14 protein-coding genes are annotated in these 16,122 nt (G+C 63.9%); 3 read left to right on the plus strand and 11 right to left on the minus strand.

The window, feature by feature from the left end:
- Positions 1–6: 6 nt before the first annotated feature.
- The 5 genes from NMG80_RS14665 to oiaX form a co-directional block, all read right to left on the minus strand.
- Positions 7–993, minus strand: coding sequence for an FAD binding domain-containing protein (locus NMG80_RS14665; RefSeq protein WP_254018747.1), 987 nt, complete (start codon positions 991–993; stop codon positions 7–9).
- A 3-nt stretch (positions 994–996) separates the two neighbouring features.
- Entirely contained in the window at positions 997–1,656 is a 660-nt protein-coding gene (locus NMG80_RS14670; protein WP_254018748.1) for a 2Fe-2S iron-sulfur cluster-binding protein, read from the minus strand.
- Positions 1,657–1,792: 136 nt separating this feature from the next.
- Positions 1,793–2,671 carry an AraC family transcriptional regulator gene (locus tag NMG80_RS14675; protein WP_254018749.1) on the minus strand — a complete coding sequence of 293 codons (879 nt, stop codon included), beginning with the start codon at positions 2,669–2,671 and terminating at the stop codon, positions 1,793–1,795.
- A gap of 169 nt (positions 2,672–2,840) precedes the next feature.
- Positions 2,841–4,175: a four-carbon acid sugar kinase family protein gene (locus NMG80_RS14680; RefSeq protein ID WP_254018750.1), complete on the minus strand. Its 1,335-nt coding sequence runs from the start codon at positions 4,173–4,175 to the stop codon at positions 2,841–2,843.
- Positions 4,176–4,179: 4 nt separating this feature from the next.
- A complete protein-coding gene (gene oiaX / locus NMG80_RS14685; RefSeq protein WP_254018751.1) occupies positions 4,180–5,430 on the minus strand; it encodes a 3-oxo-isoapionate-4-phosphate decarboxylase OiaX in 1,251 nt (416 codons plus the stop codon).
- Between the two features lie 139 nt (positions 5,431–5,569).
- On the opposite strand from oiaX, the gene NMG80_RS14690 reads away from it, so the two are divergent.
- Complete coding sequence (locus NMG80_RS14690) at positions 5,570–6,280, plus strand: transcriptional regulator NanR (protein ID WP_254018752.1); 711 nt, start codon at positions 5,570–5,572, stop codon at positions 6,278–6,280.
- A gap of 211 nt (positions 6,281–6,491) precedes the next feature.
- Here NMG80_RS14690 and NMG80_RS14695 read toward each other — a convergent pair whose 3' ends face one another.
- The 5 genes from NMG80_RS14695 to NMG80_RS14715 form a co-directional block, all read right to left on the minus strand.
- Positions 6,492–7,526 (minus strand): Gfo/Idh/MocA family protein, encoded by a 1,035-nt coding sequence (locus NMG80_RS14695; RefSeq protein WP_254018753.1) that lies wholly within the window; start codon positions 7,524–7,526, stop codon positions 6,492–6,494.
- A gap of 3 nt (positions 7,527–7,529) precedes the next feature.
- Positions 7,530–8,594, minus strand: a complete 1,065-nt coding sequence (locus NMG80_RS14700; protein ID WP_254018754.1) for an ABC transporter permease — start codon at positions 8,592–8,594, stop codon at positions 7,530–7,532.
- A complete protein-coding gene (locus tag NMG80_RS14705) occupies positions 8,587–10,143 on the minus strand; it encodes a sugar ABC transporter ATP-binding protein (RefSeq protein WP_254018755.1) in 1,557 nt (518 codons plus the stop codon). Before NMG80_RS14705 ends, NMG80_RS14700 begins: the two co-directional genes overlap by 8 nt.
- Positions 10,140–10,814 carry a DUF2291 family protein gene (locus NMG80_RS14710; protein WP_254018756.1) on the minus strand — a complete coding sequence of 225 codons (675 nt, stop codon included), beginning with the start codon at positions 10,812–10,814 and terminating at the stop codon, positions 10,140–10,142. Before NMG80_RS14710 ends, NMG80_RS14705 begins: the two co-directional genes overlap by 4 nt.
- A 94-nt stretch (positions 10,815–10,908) precedes the next feature.
- Positions 10,909–11,850, minus strand: coding sequence for a D-ribose ABC transporter substrate-binding protein (locus NMG80_RS14715; RefSeq protein ID WP_254018757.1), 942 nt, complete (start codon positions 11,848–11,850; stop codon positions 10,909–10,911).
- A gap of 650 nt (positions 11,851–12,500) precedes the next feature.
- Here NMG80_RS14715 and NMG80_RS14720 point away from each other — a divergent pair.
- Positions 12,501–14,165: a polysaccharide biosynthesis/export family protein gene (locus tag NMG80_RS14720; protein ID WP_254018758.1), complete on the plus strand. Its 1,665-nt coding sequence runs from the start codon at positions 12,501–12,503 to the stop codon at positions 14,163–14,165.
- Between the two features lie 62 nt (positions 14,166–14,227).
- Positions 14,228–14,986: a hypothetical protein gene (locus NMG80_RS14725; protein WP_254018759.1), complete on the plus strand. Its 759-nt coding sequence runs from the start codon at positions 14,228–14,230 to the stop codon at positions 14,984–14,986.
- A 61-nt stretch (positions 14,987–15,047) separates the two neighbouring features.
- Here NMG80_RS14725 and NMG80_RS14730 read toward each other — a convergent pair whose 3' ends face one another.
- Positions 15,048–15,875 carry a phosphogluconate dehydrogenase C-terminal domain-containing protein gene (locus tag NMG80_RS14730; RefSeq protein ID WP_254018760.1) on the minus strand — a complete coding sequence of 276 codons (828 nt, stop codon included), beginning with the start codon at positions 15,873–15,875 and terminating at the stop codon, positions 15,048–15,050.
- Positions 15,876–16,122: the final 247 nt, after the last annotated feature.

Below are 16,122 nucleotides of genomic sequence, written 5' to 3' on the forward strand. Positions count from 1 at the left end.
GCCACCTCACGCACTCTCGACGGCAGCAGCGAGCGTGTGCCGCATCGTCCGTTTCGCCAGCGGAATCTTGAAATCATTGCCGCCGTGCCCGACGGCTCCGGCGAGTGCGGCTTCGGCCGCATCGGTAAAGGCGCCGTCGGACGCCACCGCTCCTGCGAGGGTGCGCTCCGCTTCCGTCGCGCGCCAGGGCCTGGCTGCCACGCCGCCCATGGCGATCCGAGCGCTTCGGATACGATCGCCGCTTTTCTCGACGATTGCCGCCACCGACACCAGCGCGAAGGCGTAGGAGGCACGGTCGCGCACCTTGCGGTAAACCTGCCGGCCGGGCGGCGGCGGCGGCAGGGTGACAGCGGCGATCATCTCGCCGTGGCCGAGCACGGTCTCAACATGCGGCGTCGCCTCGGGCAATCGATGGAGATCGCCGATCGGGATCGTGCGGGTCTCGCCGCCGGGCGATATTGTCTCGATCCTGGCGTCGAGCCCGGCCATGGCGACGGCCATGTCGGAGGGATGGACCGCGATGCAGGCTTCGCTGGCGCCGAGTACGGCGTGCGTGCGATTGAAGCCCTGCAGCGCCGCGCAGCCCGAACCTTGCTCGCGCTTGTTGCAAGGCATGTTGCGGTCGTAGAAATAGGGGCAGCGGGTGCGCTGCAGGAGATTGCCGCTGGTCGAGGCCTTGTTGCGTATCTGGCCGGACGCTCCCGCCAGCAGTGCTTGCGTGAGCATCGGGTAGCGTGACCTTACCCGCGGATCGGCGGCGAGATCGCTGTTGCGGACCTGGGCGCCGACCCGAAGCCCGCCTGCCGCCGTCTCCTCGATTCGATCGAGCGGCAGCCGGCTGATGTCGACAAGATGCGCTGGGCGCTCGATCTCGAGCTTCATCAGGTCGAGCAGGTTGGTGCCGCCGCTGATGAACTTGGCGTCCGGCTGCGCCGCAACCGCGGCGGCTGCCTGCTCGGCACTTGCCGCACGTTCATAGGTGAAGGACTGCATTGCTCACGCCCCCTCTGCCGCGTCGCGGATTGCAGCGACAATGTTCGGATAAGCGGCACAACGGCAGATGTTGCCGCTCATCCGCTCGCGGATCTCGGCATCGGTGAGGGCGACGGAAGCCGCTGCCACGTCGGCGCTCGCATGGCTCGGCCAGCCGGCCCTGGCCTCGCCCAGCATACCGACCGCGGAGCAGATCTGGCCCGGCGTGCAGTAACCGCACTGGAAGCCGTCGCGGGCAACGAACGCCGCCTGCACCGGATGCAGCCGGTCGCCCACGGCAAGGCCCTCGACCGTGGTGATCTCGTCGCCTTCATGCATTGCGGCGAGCGTCAGGCAGGAATTGATCCGGCGCCCATCAACCAGCACCGTGCATGCGCCGCACTGGCCGTGGTCGCAGCCTTTCTTGGAGCCGGTGAGGCCGAGATGGTTGCGCAGCGCGTCGAGCAGCGTCGTCCGCGGGTCGAGCTCGACAGAAAGATCCTTCGCGTTGATCCGCAGGGTCATCGGCATCGTCGGCGCCGGCGCGGCCGACGCGGCCGCCGAAACGGCGCCGGCCGGCTCGGCATATGCCGGTATACTGGTAGCCAGGAGCACGCCGGTCGCCACCCCGCCCTCCAGCACCGCTCGGCGCGTCGGCCCGTTTCTGTAGTCTGTTTCGGCCATGCATGATCTCCCAGTCGCAATGACAAGAACGGAAGACGGCGACTTACCCGATGGCGTACCGTCGGGTTCTGTCACTCATCGACCGTGGAGGTGGGGACGCGCGCGGCGGCTTTCTTTCAAGAAACCGGCGGCAATATCAGGATTCCGGAGAAGAATTCACCCGATAGGCGCGAGGCGTCATGCCCCTGAGACGCCGGAAGGTCGTGGTGAAGTGGCTCTGGCTTGAAAAGCCGAGCCGAAAGGCAATGCTACTGATCGACCAACCTGTTTCGCGCAGCAGTATCTCGGCTCGCCGCACGCGTTGCTCGATCACATAGGCATAGGGCGCAAGCCCGGTCGTCGCCTTGAATCGGCGTGCAAAACTGTCGACGGCCATGCCCGCGACGGCTGCCAACTCGCTGAGCGAAACGTCAGCATTCATATGGGCATCGATGTAAGCCCGAACGCGACCAAGCGGGCTGAGACTGCCGTGACCCGCTGACGGCTGTTGCTCCCGGTTCAGGTTGGCCACGCGGAGACTGACCAAGGCGACCAGATGCTCGATATAGGCAGTGTCCGGCTTGTGGCCGAGCGCCATTTCGTCGCGAAGCGAACTCAGCAGCGTGGCGATCACCACGTCTTTCCTGTTCACCAGGATCGGCAGGTCTCTCAGGCGTTCGCAGCCAGGAAGGCCGATATCGGGATCGATCCACAAGGCTGAGTAGGAGAGGTCTACGTCGCGATAGAAGCCCTGCCGCTCGGCGCCTGCGGGGACGAAGGTGAGGGCTCCGGGACGGTCCATTCCGTCGTAGAGCGATCTAGCCTCGTGCCGGATAGATGTATGGGAGGTTCCGCCTTCTTCGGTCAGCACGATCAGATGATGAGGGGCTGTCCAGCGGAGCTCCGACTCGCGGCACGCCCACCGCCGATTGTCGAAAACGATCGAGGAACTACCCCATGACGCGGTATGCAGGGGCTCCGACTTCTCCTCCTGGCTCCGGACCCGTCCGTCACCAAGCAATGGTCTGAATGACATCGCGGCACCCCGCTGGTTTATTCGCGGAGCCGTGATCCAGCCCCGCTCGAGCGTTGTGCGCCGCCCCGCCGCTACGCATATGGCGCCTTATGTGGGACAGGCATCGCGCGTTGGTAACCGCGCCGTGTTCAAGAAGTCGTGAGATCAGGCAAATCCAGCGCGCCTGCTGTCAACCGCCGAGCCCATCGCGGATGGCGCAGAGATAGCGATCGGTTCCGACTTGCCCGCCCTTGAGGGCGATCTCCAGTCCGTCGATTGCCTTGACGCGCGAGTGGGCGACGCAAAGCGGCGAGCCCGGCGACGCGGGCAGCGGCATCCGCACCGTCAGCGCATCGACGCCCATCTGGCCAAGCGCATGGCTCGACGTGTCGCCGCCGGCAATGACCACGCGCTGCAATTTCTGCTCGATCGTCAGCTCGCGAAGAAGTTCGCCGAGGCCGCGGCCAAGCTTGTGGCGGGCGCCTTCCTGCCGGTCGATCTCGGCGCCCCGGTCGGCTGTGGGGCCGAGGGCGGTGTAGAGGACGACGCTGCGACCGGCTTCCAGGCTGGCACGCCCGCTTGCTGCCGCGCGCGCAATCGCATCGCTGGAGGCTTCGGAAACCAGTTCGACAGGGTCCACCGCGACCCCGTCGAAACCGTCCGTCAAAGCATGCCGGATCTGTCGCTCCGTCGTCGGCGAGCAACTGCCCGAAACCACTGCGATCCGCTCGGCCGCACCCGGCGGCGAAAAGCTGGGCTCGGCACGGACGGTCCGGTTGGCGACCCATTCGGCCAGCAGCGCATATTCGATGCCCGAAGAGCCGACGACGAAGGCGCCGCCCGGCCGGCGAACGCGCCATATCTCCTTGCCGGCAAGCGCCTGAGTTTGCAGGCTGGCGACATCCAGAAGCACGATGCTGGTGCCATCGGCGAGCAAGCGATCGAACGCTTCCGATCGGGACGCTGACTGCAGCGTCGCCAGGTCGACCAGCCCCGAGGTGAGGTCCGTCTGGCGCGACAGATGGATCAGCAGGTCGGATTCATCCATCGGCGTGGTCGGGTGGCGGCTCATTACGGGATGGCGATCGATACGGAAATATTTGTCGCGGTAAGCCGCGAACAGATGGCCGAAGGCAGTGTAGCGCTTGAGCTGCGGCGCGCCGACCACCAGCGGCACGCTGTCCTGGCTGAAAACCGAGCGGCCGATCTCGATCGCCCGGCCGATGCTGCCGATCGCCGGACTGGAATCGAAGGTCGAGCAGACCTTGTACTGGCAGATCTCGGCGTTCTGGGTCTTCAGCCAGGCGAAGGCGCCTCGGAGATGCATGTCCATCCACTGCGGCGACTCGCTGCGGCTCGTGCCGGCCAGGCCGATAGCACGGCAATGCCCGAACTGCGAAAGCAGGGCCTGGTCCGGTTGGCGCATGAACAGCACGGTCGGCACGCCGCCGAGCTCGAGCGCCTCCATGACGTCGGTCGAGCCGGTGAGGTCATCGCCATAGTAGCTCAGAAGCAGGTTTTGCATGGCGTCAGGCCGCTTTGCCGTCGCCGAATTTCTCGATCGACCGCGCCAGTTCCGGGTGGCTCAGGGCGAAGTCCGCCAACGGTATGCCATCGACCGCCGCCTGCCAGGCTTGCTGCACGGCGCGCACGCCGGCGCCCGGTCCGTCAGGATGGCTGACGATGCCGCCGCCGCAGAGATAGAGAAGATCGACCGTTCGGCCGGTTCGCCGGTAGGTTTCGGGGGCTTGTCCACCCCATTGGCCGGAGCCGGCGACCGGCAGCGCGCAATCATCCGGCGAGAAGATCGGCGTGGTCACCGCCTCGAAGGAACTGATGAAGGACCAGTCCGGCTCCCAGTATTTCGAAGCGATGCCGTTGATCTGGAACTGATCGACGCCGAGCAGCCGCCAGAACTGCTGCCAGACCTTGAAATCCATGCCGAGGCCGGGGTGACGGGTGAGAATGTCCCAGCCGTTGCGGTGGGCATGAAGCACCAGGCTGGAGCGCTTTCTCAGGTAAGCCATGCCGCCGAAGCCGACGGAATTGATGTTGACCACCGCGCAATTGCCGCCGGCCTTTGCCACCATATCGTGGTTGCGCAACATCTCATCCGGGTCGGCGTGCGAGATGCCAAAGGCATACATCACCTTTTTGCCGGTCTTCTGCTCATGGTCGAGGACGAGCGGCATGATCGCTTTCACCCGTTCCGACAGCGGCGAATAGGCCGGGCTCATCAGCTTCTCGTCGTCCTTGATGAAATCAACGCCGGCGTCGATCAGCTCACCCACTATTGCGGCCGTCTCGTGCGGCCGAAGCCCCAGCGCCGGCTTGACGATCGTTCCGATGATCGGGCGATCCCTGACGCCGGTCAGCCGGCGGCTGCCGGCGACACCGAATTGCGGGCCCGGGTGCGCGCCCCGGTATTCCTCCGGCAGCTTCATGTCGACAACGCGGATGCCGGACAGACCCTTGATCGAAAAGGCGCCACCGATTGCGATGGTCATCAGCGCCGAAAGGTCGGTGCCGATGGCATCGAGCGGAAACGCGATATCGACGTCCGCGCGCTTGAAAGGCCCGACGCCGGCCTCGGGAAGGGAAGGGCGATCGGCGTCCGGCAGAGGCCGTATCGCCAGAACCCGCGCCGCCACCCGCGCCTTGAGCTCTTCGGTCTCGCCTGCCAGCGCGACGAAGGTTCCGGTCGACTGGTCGCTGGCGATCTTGACCGCCAGCGCCTCGATGCTGGCCGATGTCTCGATGCGATAGGTGAGGGTGATCATAGTCCGAAAGTTCCCTGATCCTCGAAATCTGGTATAATGAGTACATAAGTATTGCAAGCGATATCCTGCTCGGCCGAGCATTCCGGGATTCGTCAAGACGATGCTAGACAGACACCGGTCAAAGGAGTGATTCGCGACGATGAACCGTTCGGAGCCGATCGTCCGGCGCAAACTTTCCGACGAAGTGTTTTTGCGACTGAAGCGCTTGATCACCAGCGGCGAATTGCAGCCTGGCGACGACATGCCGTCGGAGCGCGAGCTGATGGAGCGCTTCGCGGTCGGCAGGCCGGCGATCCGCGAGGCGATGCAGGCGTTGAGCAATATGGGCCTTGTCGCAATCTCGCATGGCGAGCGGGCGAAAGTGCTTCAGCTGACCGCCAAGTCGATCATCAAGCAGGTCGACGGCGCCGCCAAGATCATCCTGTCGTCGTCGAAGGATACGCTGGAGCACCTCAAGAGCGCGCGCATCTTCTTCGAGCGCGGCATGGTCAGGGAAGCCGCTGAAAAGGCCACCGCCGAGGACGTGCAGCGGCTGCGGGCAACGATTGCCGAACAGTGGAGCTTTCGCGGCGATTCCGAAGCCTTCATATCCGCCGATATGAAGTTTCATACCCAGATCGCGGCGATATCCGGAAACCCGATCTATGTCGCGGTCAGCGAAGCGATGCTTGGCTGGCTGAAGGAATATCACACCGAGATGCTGATCTGGACCGGCAAGGAAAATTTTACGCTGACCGAGCACGAAGAAATCATTGGCCGCATCGAGCAGAAGGACGCGGACGGCGCCGAGAAGGCGATGATCAAGCACCTCGAGCGCTCACGCGCGCTCTATGTGATGAATTCCGGGTGATGAACTCCGGGTGACGAATTCCGGCAGCTGGATTCACCCGATCCGGTTGATTGCGTAAGGCGTCGTCGTCACAAGGCGGCGTCGTTCGATACCGCAATGGCGGATGGTGCGCAGATTGCCGTTGACGAAGTCGGCGCTGAGCGCGCCGGCGCGCAGCCTGACCGGCCGGCCTCGACCGCGTGTGTGCCATAGAGGAGGAAGGCATCGGCGGTCATCTCAGCAACGCATCGAGTCGCACCGGTTCACCGCTTGCAGCACCCACATAGGCGGCCTCGACCAGCGCCAAGGTCCTCAGATTATCCGCACCCGAGGTTGCCGGCTCGGTTTTGTTCGCCAGGCAGTCGACCCAGTGCCTTTGAATAGCGACGACGCTTTCCTGGATGTTGTGCCATGGCCGCGATGCCCAGGGCAGCAGCGGCGGCGAGACGTCGCTGACCGCCGTTCCGTTCCTGCCGGTGACGGTGAGCCGGTAATTGTGCTCGAGCCGGATCGTGCCGTCGCTGCCGTCGATCTCGACCAGCGTCTGCGGAAACGGTTCTGTCGCGAGCTTCGTCGCATAGCTGCAGTCGACCACAGACGTTGCGCCGCTCTTGTGGTCCATCAGCATGGTAGCGACGTCCTCGCCGGCAATGTTGGGGTTGATGCGAGCGGTTCGGGTCGTGATCGTCGAAACGTCGCCCAGCAGGAAGCGGGCTATGTCGAGACTGTGGATGCCGAGGTCTTCGATGATGAAGCGCTTTCCCGTCGCCAGATAGGGCTGGCCGGAAAACACGTCATAGGCCGAGCGGAACGAGATCCGTCCGAAGAAGGGCGTGCCGATGTCGCCGCTGTCGAGCACGGCGCGCACCGCCTGGATCGGCGACTGCCAGCGAAAATTTTCATGCACCATCAACGCCACGCCGGCATCGGTGCATGCCTTGACCATAGCCTTGGCGTCGGCAAGCGACGGCGCGAAGGGCTTTTGGCAGATTGCCGGAACGCGGTTTTGTGCCGCCATCTCGACGAGCGGACGATGGCTTGGCGCGGTGGTGGCGATATCGACGAAATCCAGGCTTTCGCCGGCAAAAAGTGCCGCCGCGTCGACGTAGCGTCGTGCGATGCCGAACTGGTCGCCGACCACCTTGAGCCGTTCCGGGTCGCGGTCGCAGATGGCGACGATCGAGGCGCCTTCGATATCGCGCCAGGCATGCATCTGGTTGACGGCAAAGAAGCCGCAGCCGATCAGCGCCCCTCGCAGTTCCGCCACGGGTCAACCCGCCTTTGCCATCTGCATCAGCGTCACCCGGCTCTGCAGCCGGCGCTGCGCCTGGTCGACGACGACGGCGACGATGATGACGAGGCCCTTGATCACCATCTGCCAGAACGAGCTGACCCCCATCATCACCAGCCCGTCGGAAAGGATACCAATGACGAAGGCGCCGACGATGGTGCCGCCGATCGTGCCGCGGCCACCCGACATCGAGGTGCCGCCGAGCACCGCCGCGGCGATGGCGTTGAGCTCGAAGCTTTCGCCGGTCGCAGGATGCGAAGCCATCAGTTCGGAGGAGATGATCAGGCCGACGACCGCCGCGCAGAAGCCGGAGAACATGTAGACGAACATCTTCACCATGTTGACCCTGACGCCCGAAATCCGCGCCGCCCGTTCGTTGCCGCCGACGGCGAAGATGTGGCGGCCGAGCGGGGTGTATTTGGCGAGATAGGCCGCCCCGAGTGCTACGACGACAAGAATCCATATCGAGACCGGCAGGCCGAGCAGCCGGCCGGCGCCAAGGAAGCCGAACCCCGTCGTGCCCAGATCGGGCTTGCCGACGAGGTTCGGAAAGGTGCGGCCATCGGACGACAGCAGTGCCAGGCCGCGTGCGACATAGAGCACGCCGAGCGTGGCGATGAACGGTGCGACATTCAGCCTGGTGATCAGCAATCCGTTGACGGCGCCGATCAATATGCCGACCGCCAGCGTGATCAGTGCGATCTCGAAGACGTTGAAATAGATCGTATAGCCGACCTGCAGGTCGATGCCGTTGAGCACGAGATAGCCGGCCACCATGCCGCACAGGCCGACGATCGATCCGACCGAGAGGTCAATGCCTCCGGTGATGATGACGAAGGTCATGCCCATGGCGAGGAAGGCGTTCAGCGCCACGTGCTTCGACATCAGGATCAGGTTGGCGGCCGACAAAAAATTGGGTGCTGCGATCGAGAAAAAGATCAGAACGGCGATCAGCGCGATGAACGTCCTTGCCTTCATCAGCGTCAGCAGGACGGAGCCGTTCGAGGCTGAGGCAACCGAAGCCTTGGCCGGGATGTCAGTCATGGGCGTGGCTCTCCGCGTGCGGGACCGGCCCGTGGCCAAGCGCCGATGCGGCGACAAGTGCCGCCTCCGTCGCCTCGGCGCGATCGAACATGCCGGTCAGTTTTCCATTGCTCATCACCGCGATCCGGTCGGACAGCGCCATCACCTCGTCGAGATCGGAGGTGGCGAACAGAATGCCCAGTCCGTCGCGGGACAGTTTGCGCATGGTGCGAAAGACGTCGGCCTTGGCGCCGACATCGATGCCGCGGCTCGGCTCGTCCATCAGCAGCACCTTGGGTCCGGTAAGCAGCGCTTTGCCGATCACCACCTTCTGCTGGTTGCCGCCCGACAGCGACGAGACCTCCTGTGCCGGGTCGGCGACCTTGATCGCCAGCTCCCGCACCATCTGCTTCACCGCCTGGTTCTCCTTGGCGCCGCTGATATGGAACAGGCGCACAAACCGCGACAGGCTGGCCAGCGTCAGATTGCTGGCGACCGAGAGGATGGACACCAGCCCTTCGCGCTGGCGGTCCTCGGGGATCAGCGCCAGCCCGCGCCGGATGCGCCGTGCGGTGTCGCGTTCTCTGACCTTCTTGCCGGCAATGAAGATCGCCCCGGTGGCATGGCCGTGGCGCCCCATGATGCAGTCGAACAGCTCGCTGCGTCCGGCGCCCATCAGGCCGTAGATACCGAGGATCTCGCCGGCACGCAGCGACAGCGAGACATGATCGACCGCAAGCCCGCCGGTCACCCGCGGCAGGCAGATGTCCTCGGCGCGGAAGATCTCTTCGCCCGGAACATGGCCGTCGGCCTTGGCGAAGTCCTTGGCGTCGGAGCCGATCATCTGCCGCACGATCCACTGCGTGTCGACGTTTTTCATCTTCTCCTGGCCGGTGATGCGGCCGTCGCGCAGCACGGTGATGGTGTCGCCGATGCGGATCAGTTCCTCGAGCCGGTGCGAGATGTAGACGATCGCGACGCCGCGCGCCTTGAGGTCGGCGATCACCTTGAACAGGATCTCGACTTCCGCCGCACTCAGCGCCGAGGTCGGTTCGTCCATGATCAGGATGCGCGCATCGAGCGAAACCGCCTTGGCGATCTCGACCAGCTGCTGCTGGCCGATGCGCAAATCCTCGACCAGCATGTCGGGCCGGATGCCGGCTTGCAGCCGCTCGAGAAATTCGGCTGCGCGGCGCTCCTGTTCCCGGCTGTCGATCTTGCCGAACCGGTTGGTGATCTCGCGGGTGGCAAAAATGTTTTCGGCGACGCTCAGATTGCCGAACAGGTTCAGCTCCTGGAACACCATGCCGATGCCGCGGTTCACCGCGTCCCCGGATGAGGAGAAGGAGACCTCCTCGCCGTCCAGGAGGATGCGGCCGAGCGTCGGCTGTTCGACGCCGGCGATGATCTTCATCAGCGTCGATTTGCCGGCGCCGTTTTCGCCGACCAGCACGTTGACCGCGCCCTTGCGCACTTCGAAATTCGCGCGCTTGACCGCGACTGTGCCCGAATAGACCTTGGAGACGTCTTCCAGCTTCAGGATGACATCATGATCGGTAGCGGCAGTCATGGCTTTGGCCCGATCTCTGCCTCCGCCGGGGTCACCAGCGGCAAGTCCTGGCCGCTGCCCAGGACATAAGCGCCGACAACCCTGGCGCTGCGGCCTTCCAGCGCTTCGCGCGGCAGCTTGGAAAGCACTGTCTTGTCGGCATGGATGTTGAACGCCTTGCCGAACTGGGCGAATTCGATCTGATTGGTGAAATCGTTGAACTGGATGAAGTCGAGGCTGTCGCGCAGCGCGGTGCCACGCATCGCGGGTCCGATCTGCACCCGCGCATCCGCCTTGCCGTCACCGTCGGCATCGACATCCATGGTTGCCGCGCGTGACTGGGTGTTCGCCGCAACAATCTTGCCTTCGAGGCGAACCGCGAAGGTCCACGGCGAATTCGCCTGCTTCTTCGGATTGCCATATTTGGCGCCGGCGGCGGCAGGATCGGCTTTCGCCAGGGCGTGAACCTCGGGAAACGGCCCGGCCTTCTGCTCGAGATAGGGCACCATTTTGGCAGCCCAGATATCGCCGACCATCTTGTCCGCATTAAAGGCGGATGCATTGCCGCCGTTCTCTGCGGACGGTGTCGGCAGGATCTTGCAGGCGGTCAGGCTGATGCCGAGTATCGCGGCAAGGGTCGGCAAAGCGAGGGTCGCCCAGGCAACATTCGGCCAAGTCAGCTTTTTCAACATGTCGGCTTGTTCGGCATGGCGGTCAGGGACACCCAGGAAATGGAAGCAAGGGACGAGCCGGAAGCTCGTCCGTTGCGATTGATGTCACAGCGGCTCAGTTGGTCAGCGCGAAGGTTTCCAGCTTGGCGGCGTTGTCGCCATTGATCAGGACGCAGTCCATCAGCTGCTTTTCCTCGGCCGGAGACTTCTTGTTCTTGATGAAGTCGTTGGCCTGCTCGACTGCCATCTGAGCCTGCGCATAGGCCGGCTGCAGGACCGTGGCCTTGATGCCGCCAGAGGCGATCGAGTCGCGCACGTCGTTCGATCCGTCGAAGCCGACGACGATGACGTCCTTGCGGCCGGCGGCGGCAAGGGCTGCATGGGCGCCCATCGCCATCGTATCGTTGCCGGAGATCACGCCCTTGATGTCCGGATTGGCCTGGAGGATCGATTCCATCTTCGAATAGGCCTCGGTCTGGCTCCAGTTGGCCGATTGCTGCGCCACCATCTTGAGGTCCGGATAGTCGTCGATGACGTCGTGATAGCCCTTGGAGCGGATGCCGGCATTGGTGTCGGATTCCTTGCCGACCAGCTCGACGTAATTGCCCTTCTCGCCCATCAGTTTGACGAATTCCTGCGCGCCGAGCTGGGCGCCCTGGTAGTTGTTGGAGACGATCTGCGCGACGGCGACGCCGGTGGCGTTGATCTCGCGATCGATCAGGAACGACGGAACGCCCGCGTCCTTGGCCTTCTGCACGGCGGCGACAGAGGCGTCGGCGCCGGCATTGTCGAGGATGATCGCCTTGGCGCCGCGGCCGATCGCCGTGTCGATCAGCTCGGACTGCTTGCTGGCGTCGTCGTCATGAACCAGAACCAGCGTTTCATAGCCGAGTTCCTTGGCCTTGGCTTCGGCGCCGACGGCTTCGGCCTTGAAGAATGGATTGTCGTGCGAGGGCGTGATGATGGCAATGAGATCCGCCGCATTGGCGGGTGCGGCGGCGCCAAGCGCCAGCATGCCGGCGAAAGCCGCAAATGTCATTCTGCGAGTGAGTATCATGATTTCCTCCCATTTGAAAAAGCCTGTGCTTGCGCAGGCAGGCTGAAATGCATTCCAGTTTGTCAGGCGGGTCGCGTCTGGTGTCGCAGATCGGGTTATTTGCCGTCAGGCGGATCATCCGGTTCGGTCCGTCCTCAGGCTGCCCTCCATCTGCCACCTGCCCAATTTCAGGCCGGGCTCGGCTGGCCAAAGCCCATTCCAACAGCTAAGGCAACTGGTATGATGAGTCAATCACAAATTCAGATGATATGTACCTGATGAGCAGCAAGGCGCTGCCGCATCAGCCGCCGGCCACCTACGATGAGCCGGCAGCTGGCCAAGCCGGATAACCACCACCGTAAGGGGTATGATATGCGGCGTGAGAGCGTAATAAGTATGTAAAGAGGAGAACACCCCTAAGCCTTATTCGGTGCTCAGCGGTACGCGCAGGCTTTGCTAGTATCGCGCTTTGGTTGTGGAATTTCTCCGCGGCCTCAGCCTGCGCGCGGGTTGATAATGAATCCGCTCGCGGCAAGTCGCGTTGCCGGTGAGGTTCAGCTATGAATTTTGTGCAGAGTTCCAGGCCGCCATCCTGCAGCCCCGCGCTAAGCTTTGCTGACCGACGGCATTTGGCTTCATTTCGTGGCATGTGCGGCAGGAGCTGCAGCGCCATGCTGTGCCTCATTTCGTTGTGCATCATTCTGCTGCTGGAATCTGCAGCACACGGTCGGCCGCAGGCTGACGATAGACTTGCCCCGCGAGACGCGATCGAACTGCATGTTTGGCAATGGACTGCCTTGCGCGATGGCGTTCTGGAGGCGTTGCAGCTCAACCATACTTTCACCATCGACTCGACTGGCACGCTTGACCTTCCCTTGATCGGGAGCATTGCCGCCGCAGGTCTGCGTGAGGAGGAATTGGCAAAGCTGATTTCCGATCGCTTGCAAGCCAGGAGCGGCCGTCAGGAACGGGCTGACATAACCGTTAAACTGATCCAAAGTTCGTCTTCTGACCTCACAGCTTCGGTGGAGGTCAAACAAGAAGCGCCCGAACCGCCGGCGGACGCAGCCAGCGACGGCTCTTCGGCCGTGGCTTCGGAACGCGCCAGTGTCGAGAACGGCCAGGCCGAGGCGCAACCGGGCGTGCGCGGTTCCCACACACCTCGGCAGCCTGCGGAGCAACAGCAAGCTCTGCAAGGGGCATTGCTGAATGAGCTGGCCGCCGCTCGCATGGAAATTGCGGCAGCTCGCGGGGAGGCACTTGCGGCTCGCCAGAACGCTCGCAACGACGCCGTCCGACACAATCAGAACCTTGCGACGGCGCGTCAACGGGCCGACGCCTTGGTGCGGGAACTCGATGCGGTGCGGACTGACCGCGGCGCACTGGAACAAAAGCTCTTTGCGGCGCTGAGGGAAGTCGACGCGCTCAGGAAGAGCGTGCAGCCGGCTCTCGGTGACCATGACGGTCGCGATTTGGCGGCGGCGCGAGCGGAACTGGCCGTGATGCAGCGCGGCGCCCGCGACGCCAGCGCGCAGGCACGTGCGGTGGCCGACACGATGGCTGAACAAGGACAGGCCCTAAAACAGCAGCGGCGAAGAGCCGAAGAGCTCGCGCTCGATCTGGAAGTGGCGGAACGCCAAATCAAAGGCTTGAAGGCCAAAGTCACTCTCGCCAATCATGAGAAGGCCGCCATGCTTGAATCGCGTCACTCTATTGAGGCCTCCGTGGCCGAGGCGCAGCGAACTCTTGATGAGGAGCGGCACAAGGCTGAGCGCTTCGAACGCGAACTCACCGCGGCGCGCCAAACCATCGACGCGCTTAAGACAAGCGCGGATCTGGCTGCGGTCGCGCGCACCAACGCCATTAGGGAACGACAGGTGGCCGAGGCGGCTTTGAAGCGAGCTGGCGACGCACTCGAATCGGAGCGCGAACGGGCAGATTCAGCTGCTCGTGATCGCGACAGCGCCCGCCGGGAACGCGACGCGGCAAAGCAGGAAGCGAGCCGCGTCTCGATGGAGCTGAGCGTCGCGTTGGAGCAAGAGCGCAACAAGGCCGTCGGCCTGGCCCGCGAGCTCAGCGCTGCTCGAAAGGCTATTGACGTTGAAAAGTCCCGGGATGAGCGTCGCAGCGAGCGTGTCAACCGCGTTCCGAAAGCGCGTGCCGTCGCAACTTCGCGTGCAGATGTGTCCGTGCGCTCGCGACCAGCCCGTCAATCGGGGTTGCGGGAAAACCACAAAGTGAAGGCCAAAAGACCATCGCGACCTGTTCTGGTGGCGACCATCGCGCTTCCCGACGCGTTGCTCCCGACGCGGCCGCCGAAGCTCGGCGCTCACTAGCGACGGCTGATCGTGAAGGGCATTTGCGTGGACCGAATACATGCCGCAGGAGGAATATGGTGATGAACAAATACGTCGCAGCCGCGTTGACAGTCGCGATCGCAATTGGCCCGGCCTCGGCTCTTGAGGCGGGGCTTGGCGGCAAAATTGGTGGCGTCGGGGTCGGTGCTGGCCTGAGCGCCGGCCCGAAAGGCGCCTCGGTGACGGGCGGCTCGAGCGTCGACGGAGTAGGGGGAGCGAGCCTTGGCGGGTCGCTCGGCGCGAGCAAGGGATCGCTCGGTGCCGGACTTGGCGTCAGCGGCAACCTCGGCGGCGCAAGCGGCGGCCTATCGACAGGTGTCGGGGTGGGCGACCCTTCGTCCGGATCGGCCACCGCTCCAGGAGGTAAGCCAGGCAACCCGGCCCTGGGCGCTGGCCAAGTCGCGAGCAGCAATGCCGGCATCACGCCGGCCTCCGCCAAAACCAAGGCCGCGAGTCAATTCGCCATCCTGCCGCGCGCGCTCAGGCCTTCCGGAACTGGTCGCGGCTCGTTGGCGCGGAACACCTATGGCTATCCGTTTATGGCGCCACTGATAGCCAAAGCCGGTATCCCACAAGCTGTGGTGCGCGCCTGCCGCACGGCGATCGCGTCGGCCGCGGCGCCGCTTGGCGCCGTGCGTGTTCACGCGGTAAGCGCCGGTCCGCTGCAGCAACGCCGGGGCGCACTCACGGCGCGGATCGAGGTGCGCATACACTACGCAAGACAAGGCGGCATCGAGGTTCGGCAGGCGCGAGTCGACTGTCGCCTCGATGCGGCGGGCAGGGTCACCGCGGTGACATAGGACGCGCCTGTCGCATTATAAACCGGCTCAATATTATTCATGATTTTCGGCGGCTTCCGCCTCAGGTGATGCGCTGGATGCTCGCCGCAATCTCTTCCGGCTCGAAGACCCGCTTCCAGTCTTCGCGCATCAGCACCGGCTTGCCGAACTCGATGGCCTTGTTGCAGGCGTCGGAGAACGCGCCCTTGGTCTCGCCGAAGATGACGGCGCCGAGCACATTCATGTGGCCAAGCAGGAAGTCGAGCGCGGCCTGCTGGTCGACCCCGCGCGCCACGACCTCGTCGACGGCTTCCTTCATGACGACCAGCAGCGAGGCGCAGACGGTCTCCGAAAGGCCCGGCTCAAGCAGCGCCATCTGGTCGACCGTGACGCGATGCGACCGCATCACCGGAGCCCAGATGATCTTGGCGATCGCTTCGCCCTTGGCGAAATCCTCCTCCGGTCCCTGCATCAGCGCGCTGACCATATGCTGCTTGGCCTTGACGCCGCCGAAATAGTCCTTCTTGGCCGCCATGTCAGTCTCGTCGTTGAAGATCGGCGGATGGCAGGGATGGGTGACGAAATAGGTCAGGTCCGGCCGCTTCGGCAGATGGCCGGCGAAAGGCGCTGCGGCGTCGAGCACGACCACCATGGTGCCGGACGGAAGCTTGCCCTCGATGCTGGCCGCGACCTTGCCGATATGGGTGTCGGGAACCGCCAGGATCACCACCTCGGCGCCGTTCAGCGCTTCATCGGCGCTGACCGCGTCGATGCCCAGCCCGGTCTTCAGCCGCTCGCGGCCGGCGTCGCTGACCTCGACATGGCGTATGCTGTAGGGAGAGCCGCGAAAATTGGTCGACAGGCGGTAACCCATTTTGCCGCCGGCGCCAAACAGCGCAATCGTTGTCATTTTGCCATACTCCTGATCTCCAATCGTCAGCTTAGTAGCTGGTATAATCACACTACCATTGATTGGCAATCCGATTTGGGACGAACGCGTTCGCAAGAGCCAATTCCTCAGCCCCGCCGTTGGCTGCGCCAGGTGGTGGCGGCCTTGCCGGATTCATGCGGTGGATCGATATCGCAGTGCCAGAGGTCTTGTAGACACAGATCTTTTGCATCGCCCGCGAGGCCGGGTCTTTTCAGGGGGCCGGCGG

The organism is Mesorhizobium escarrei (genome assembly GCF_935825525.1).
Lineage (GTDB): Bacteria > Pseudomonadota > Alphaproteobacteria > Rhizobiales > Rhizobiaceae > Mesorhizobium > Mesorhizobium escarrei.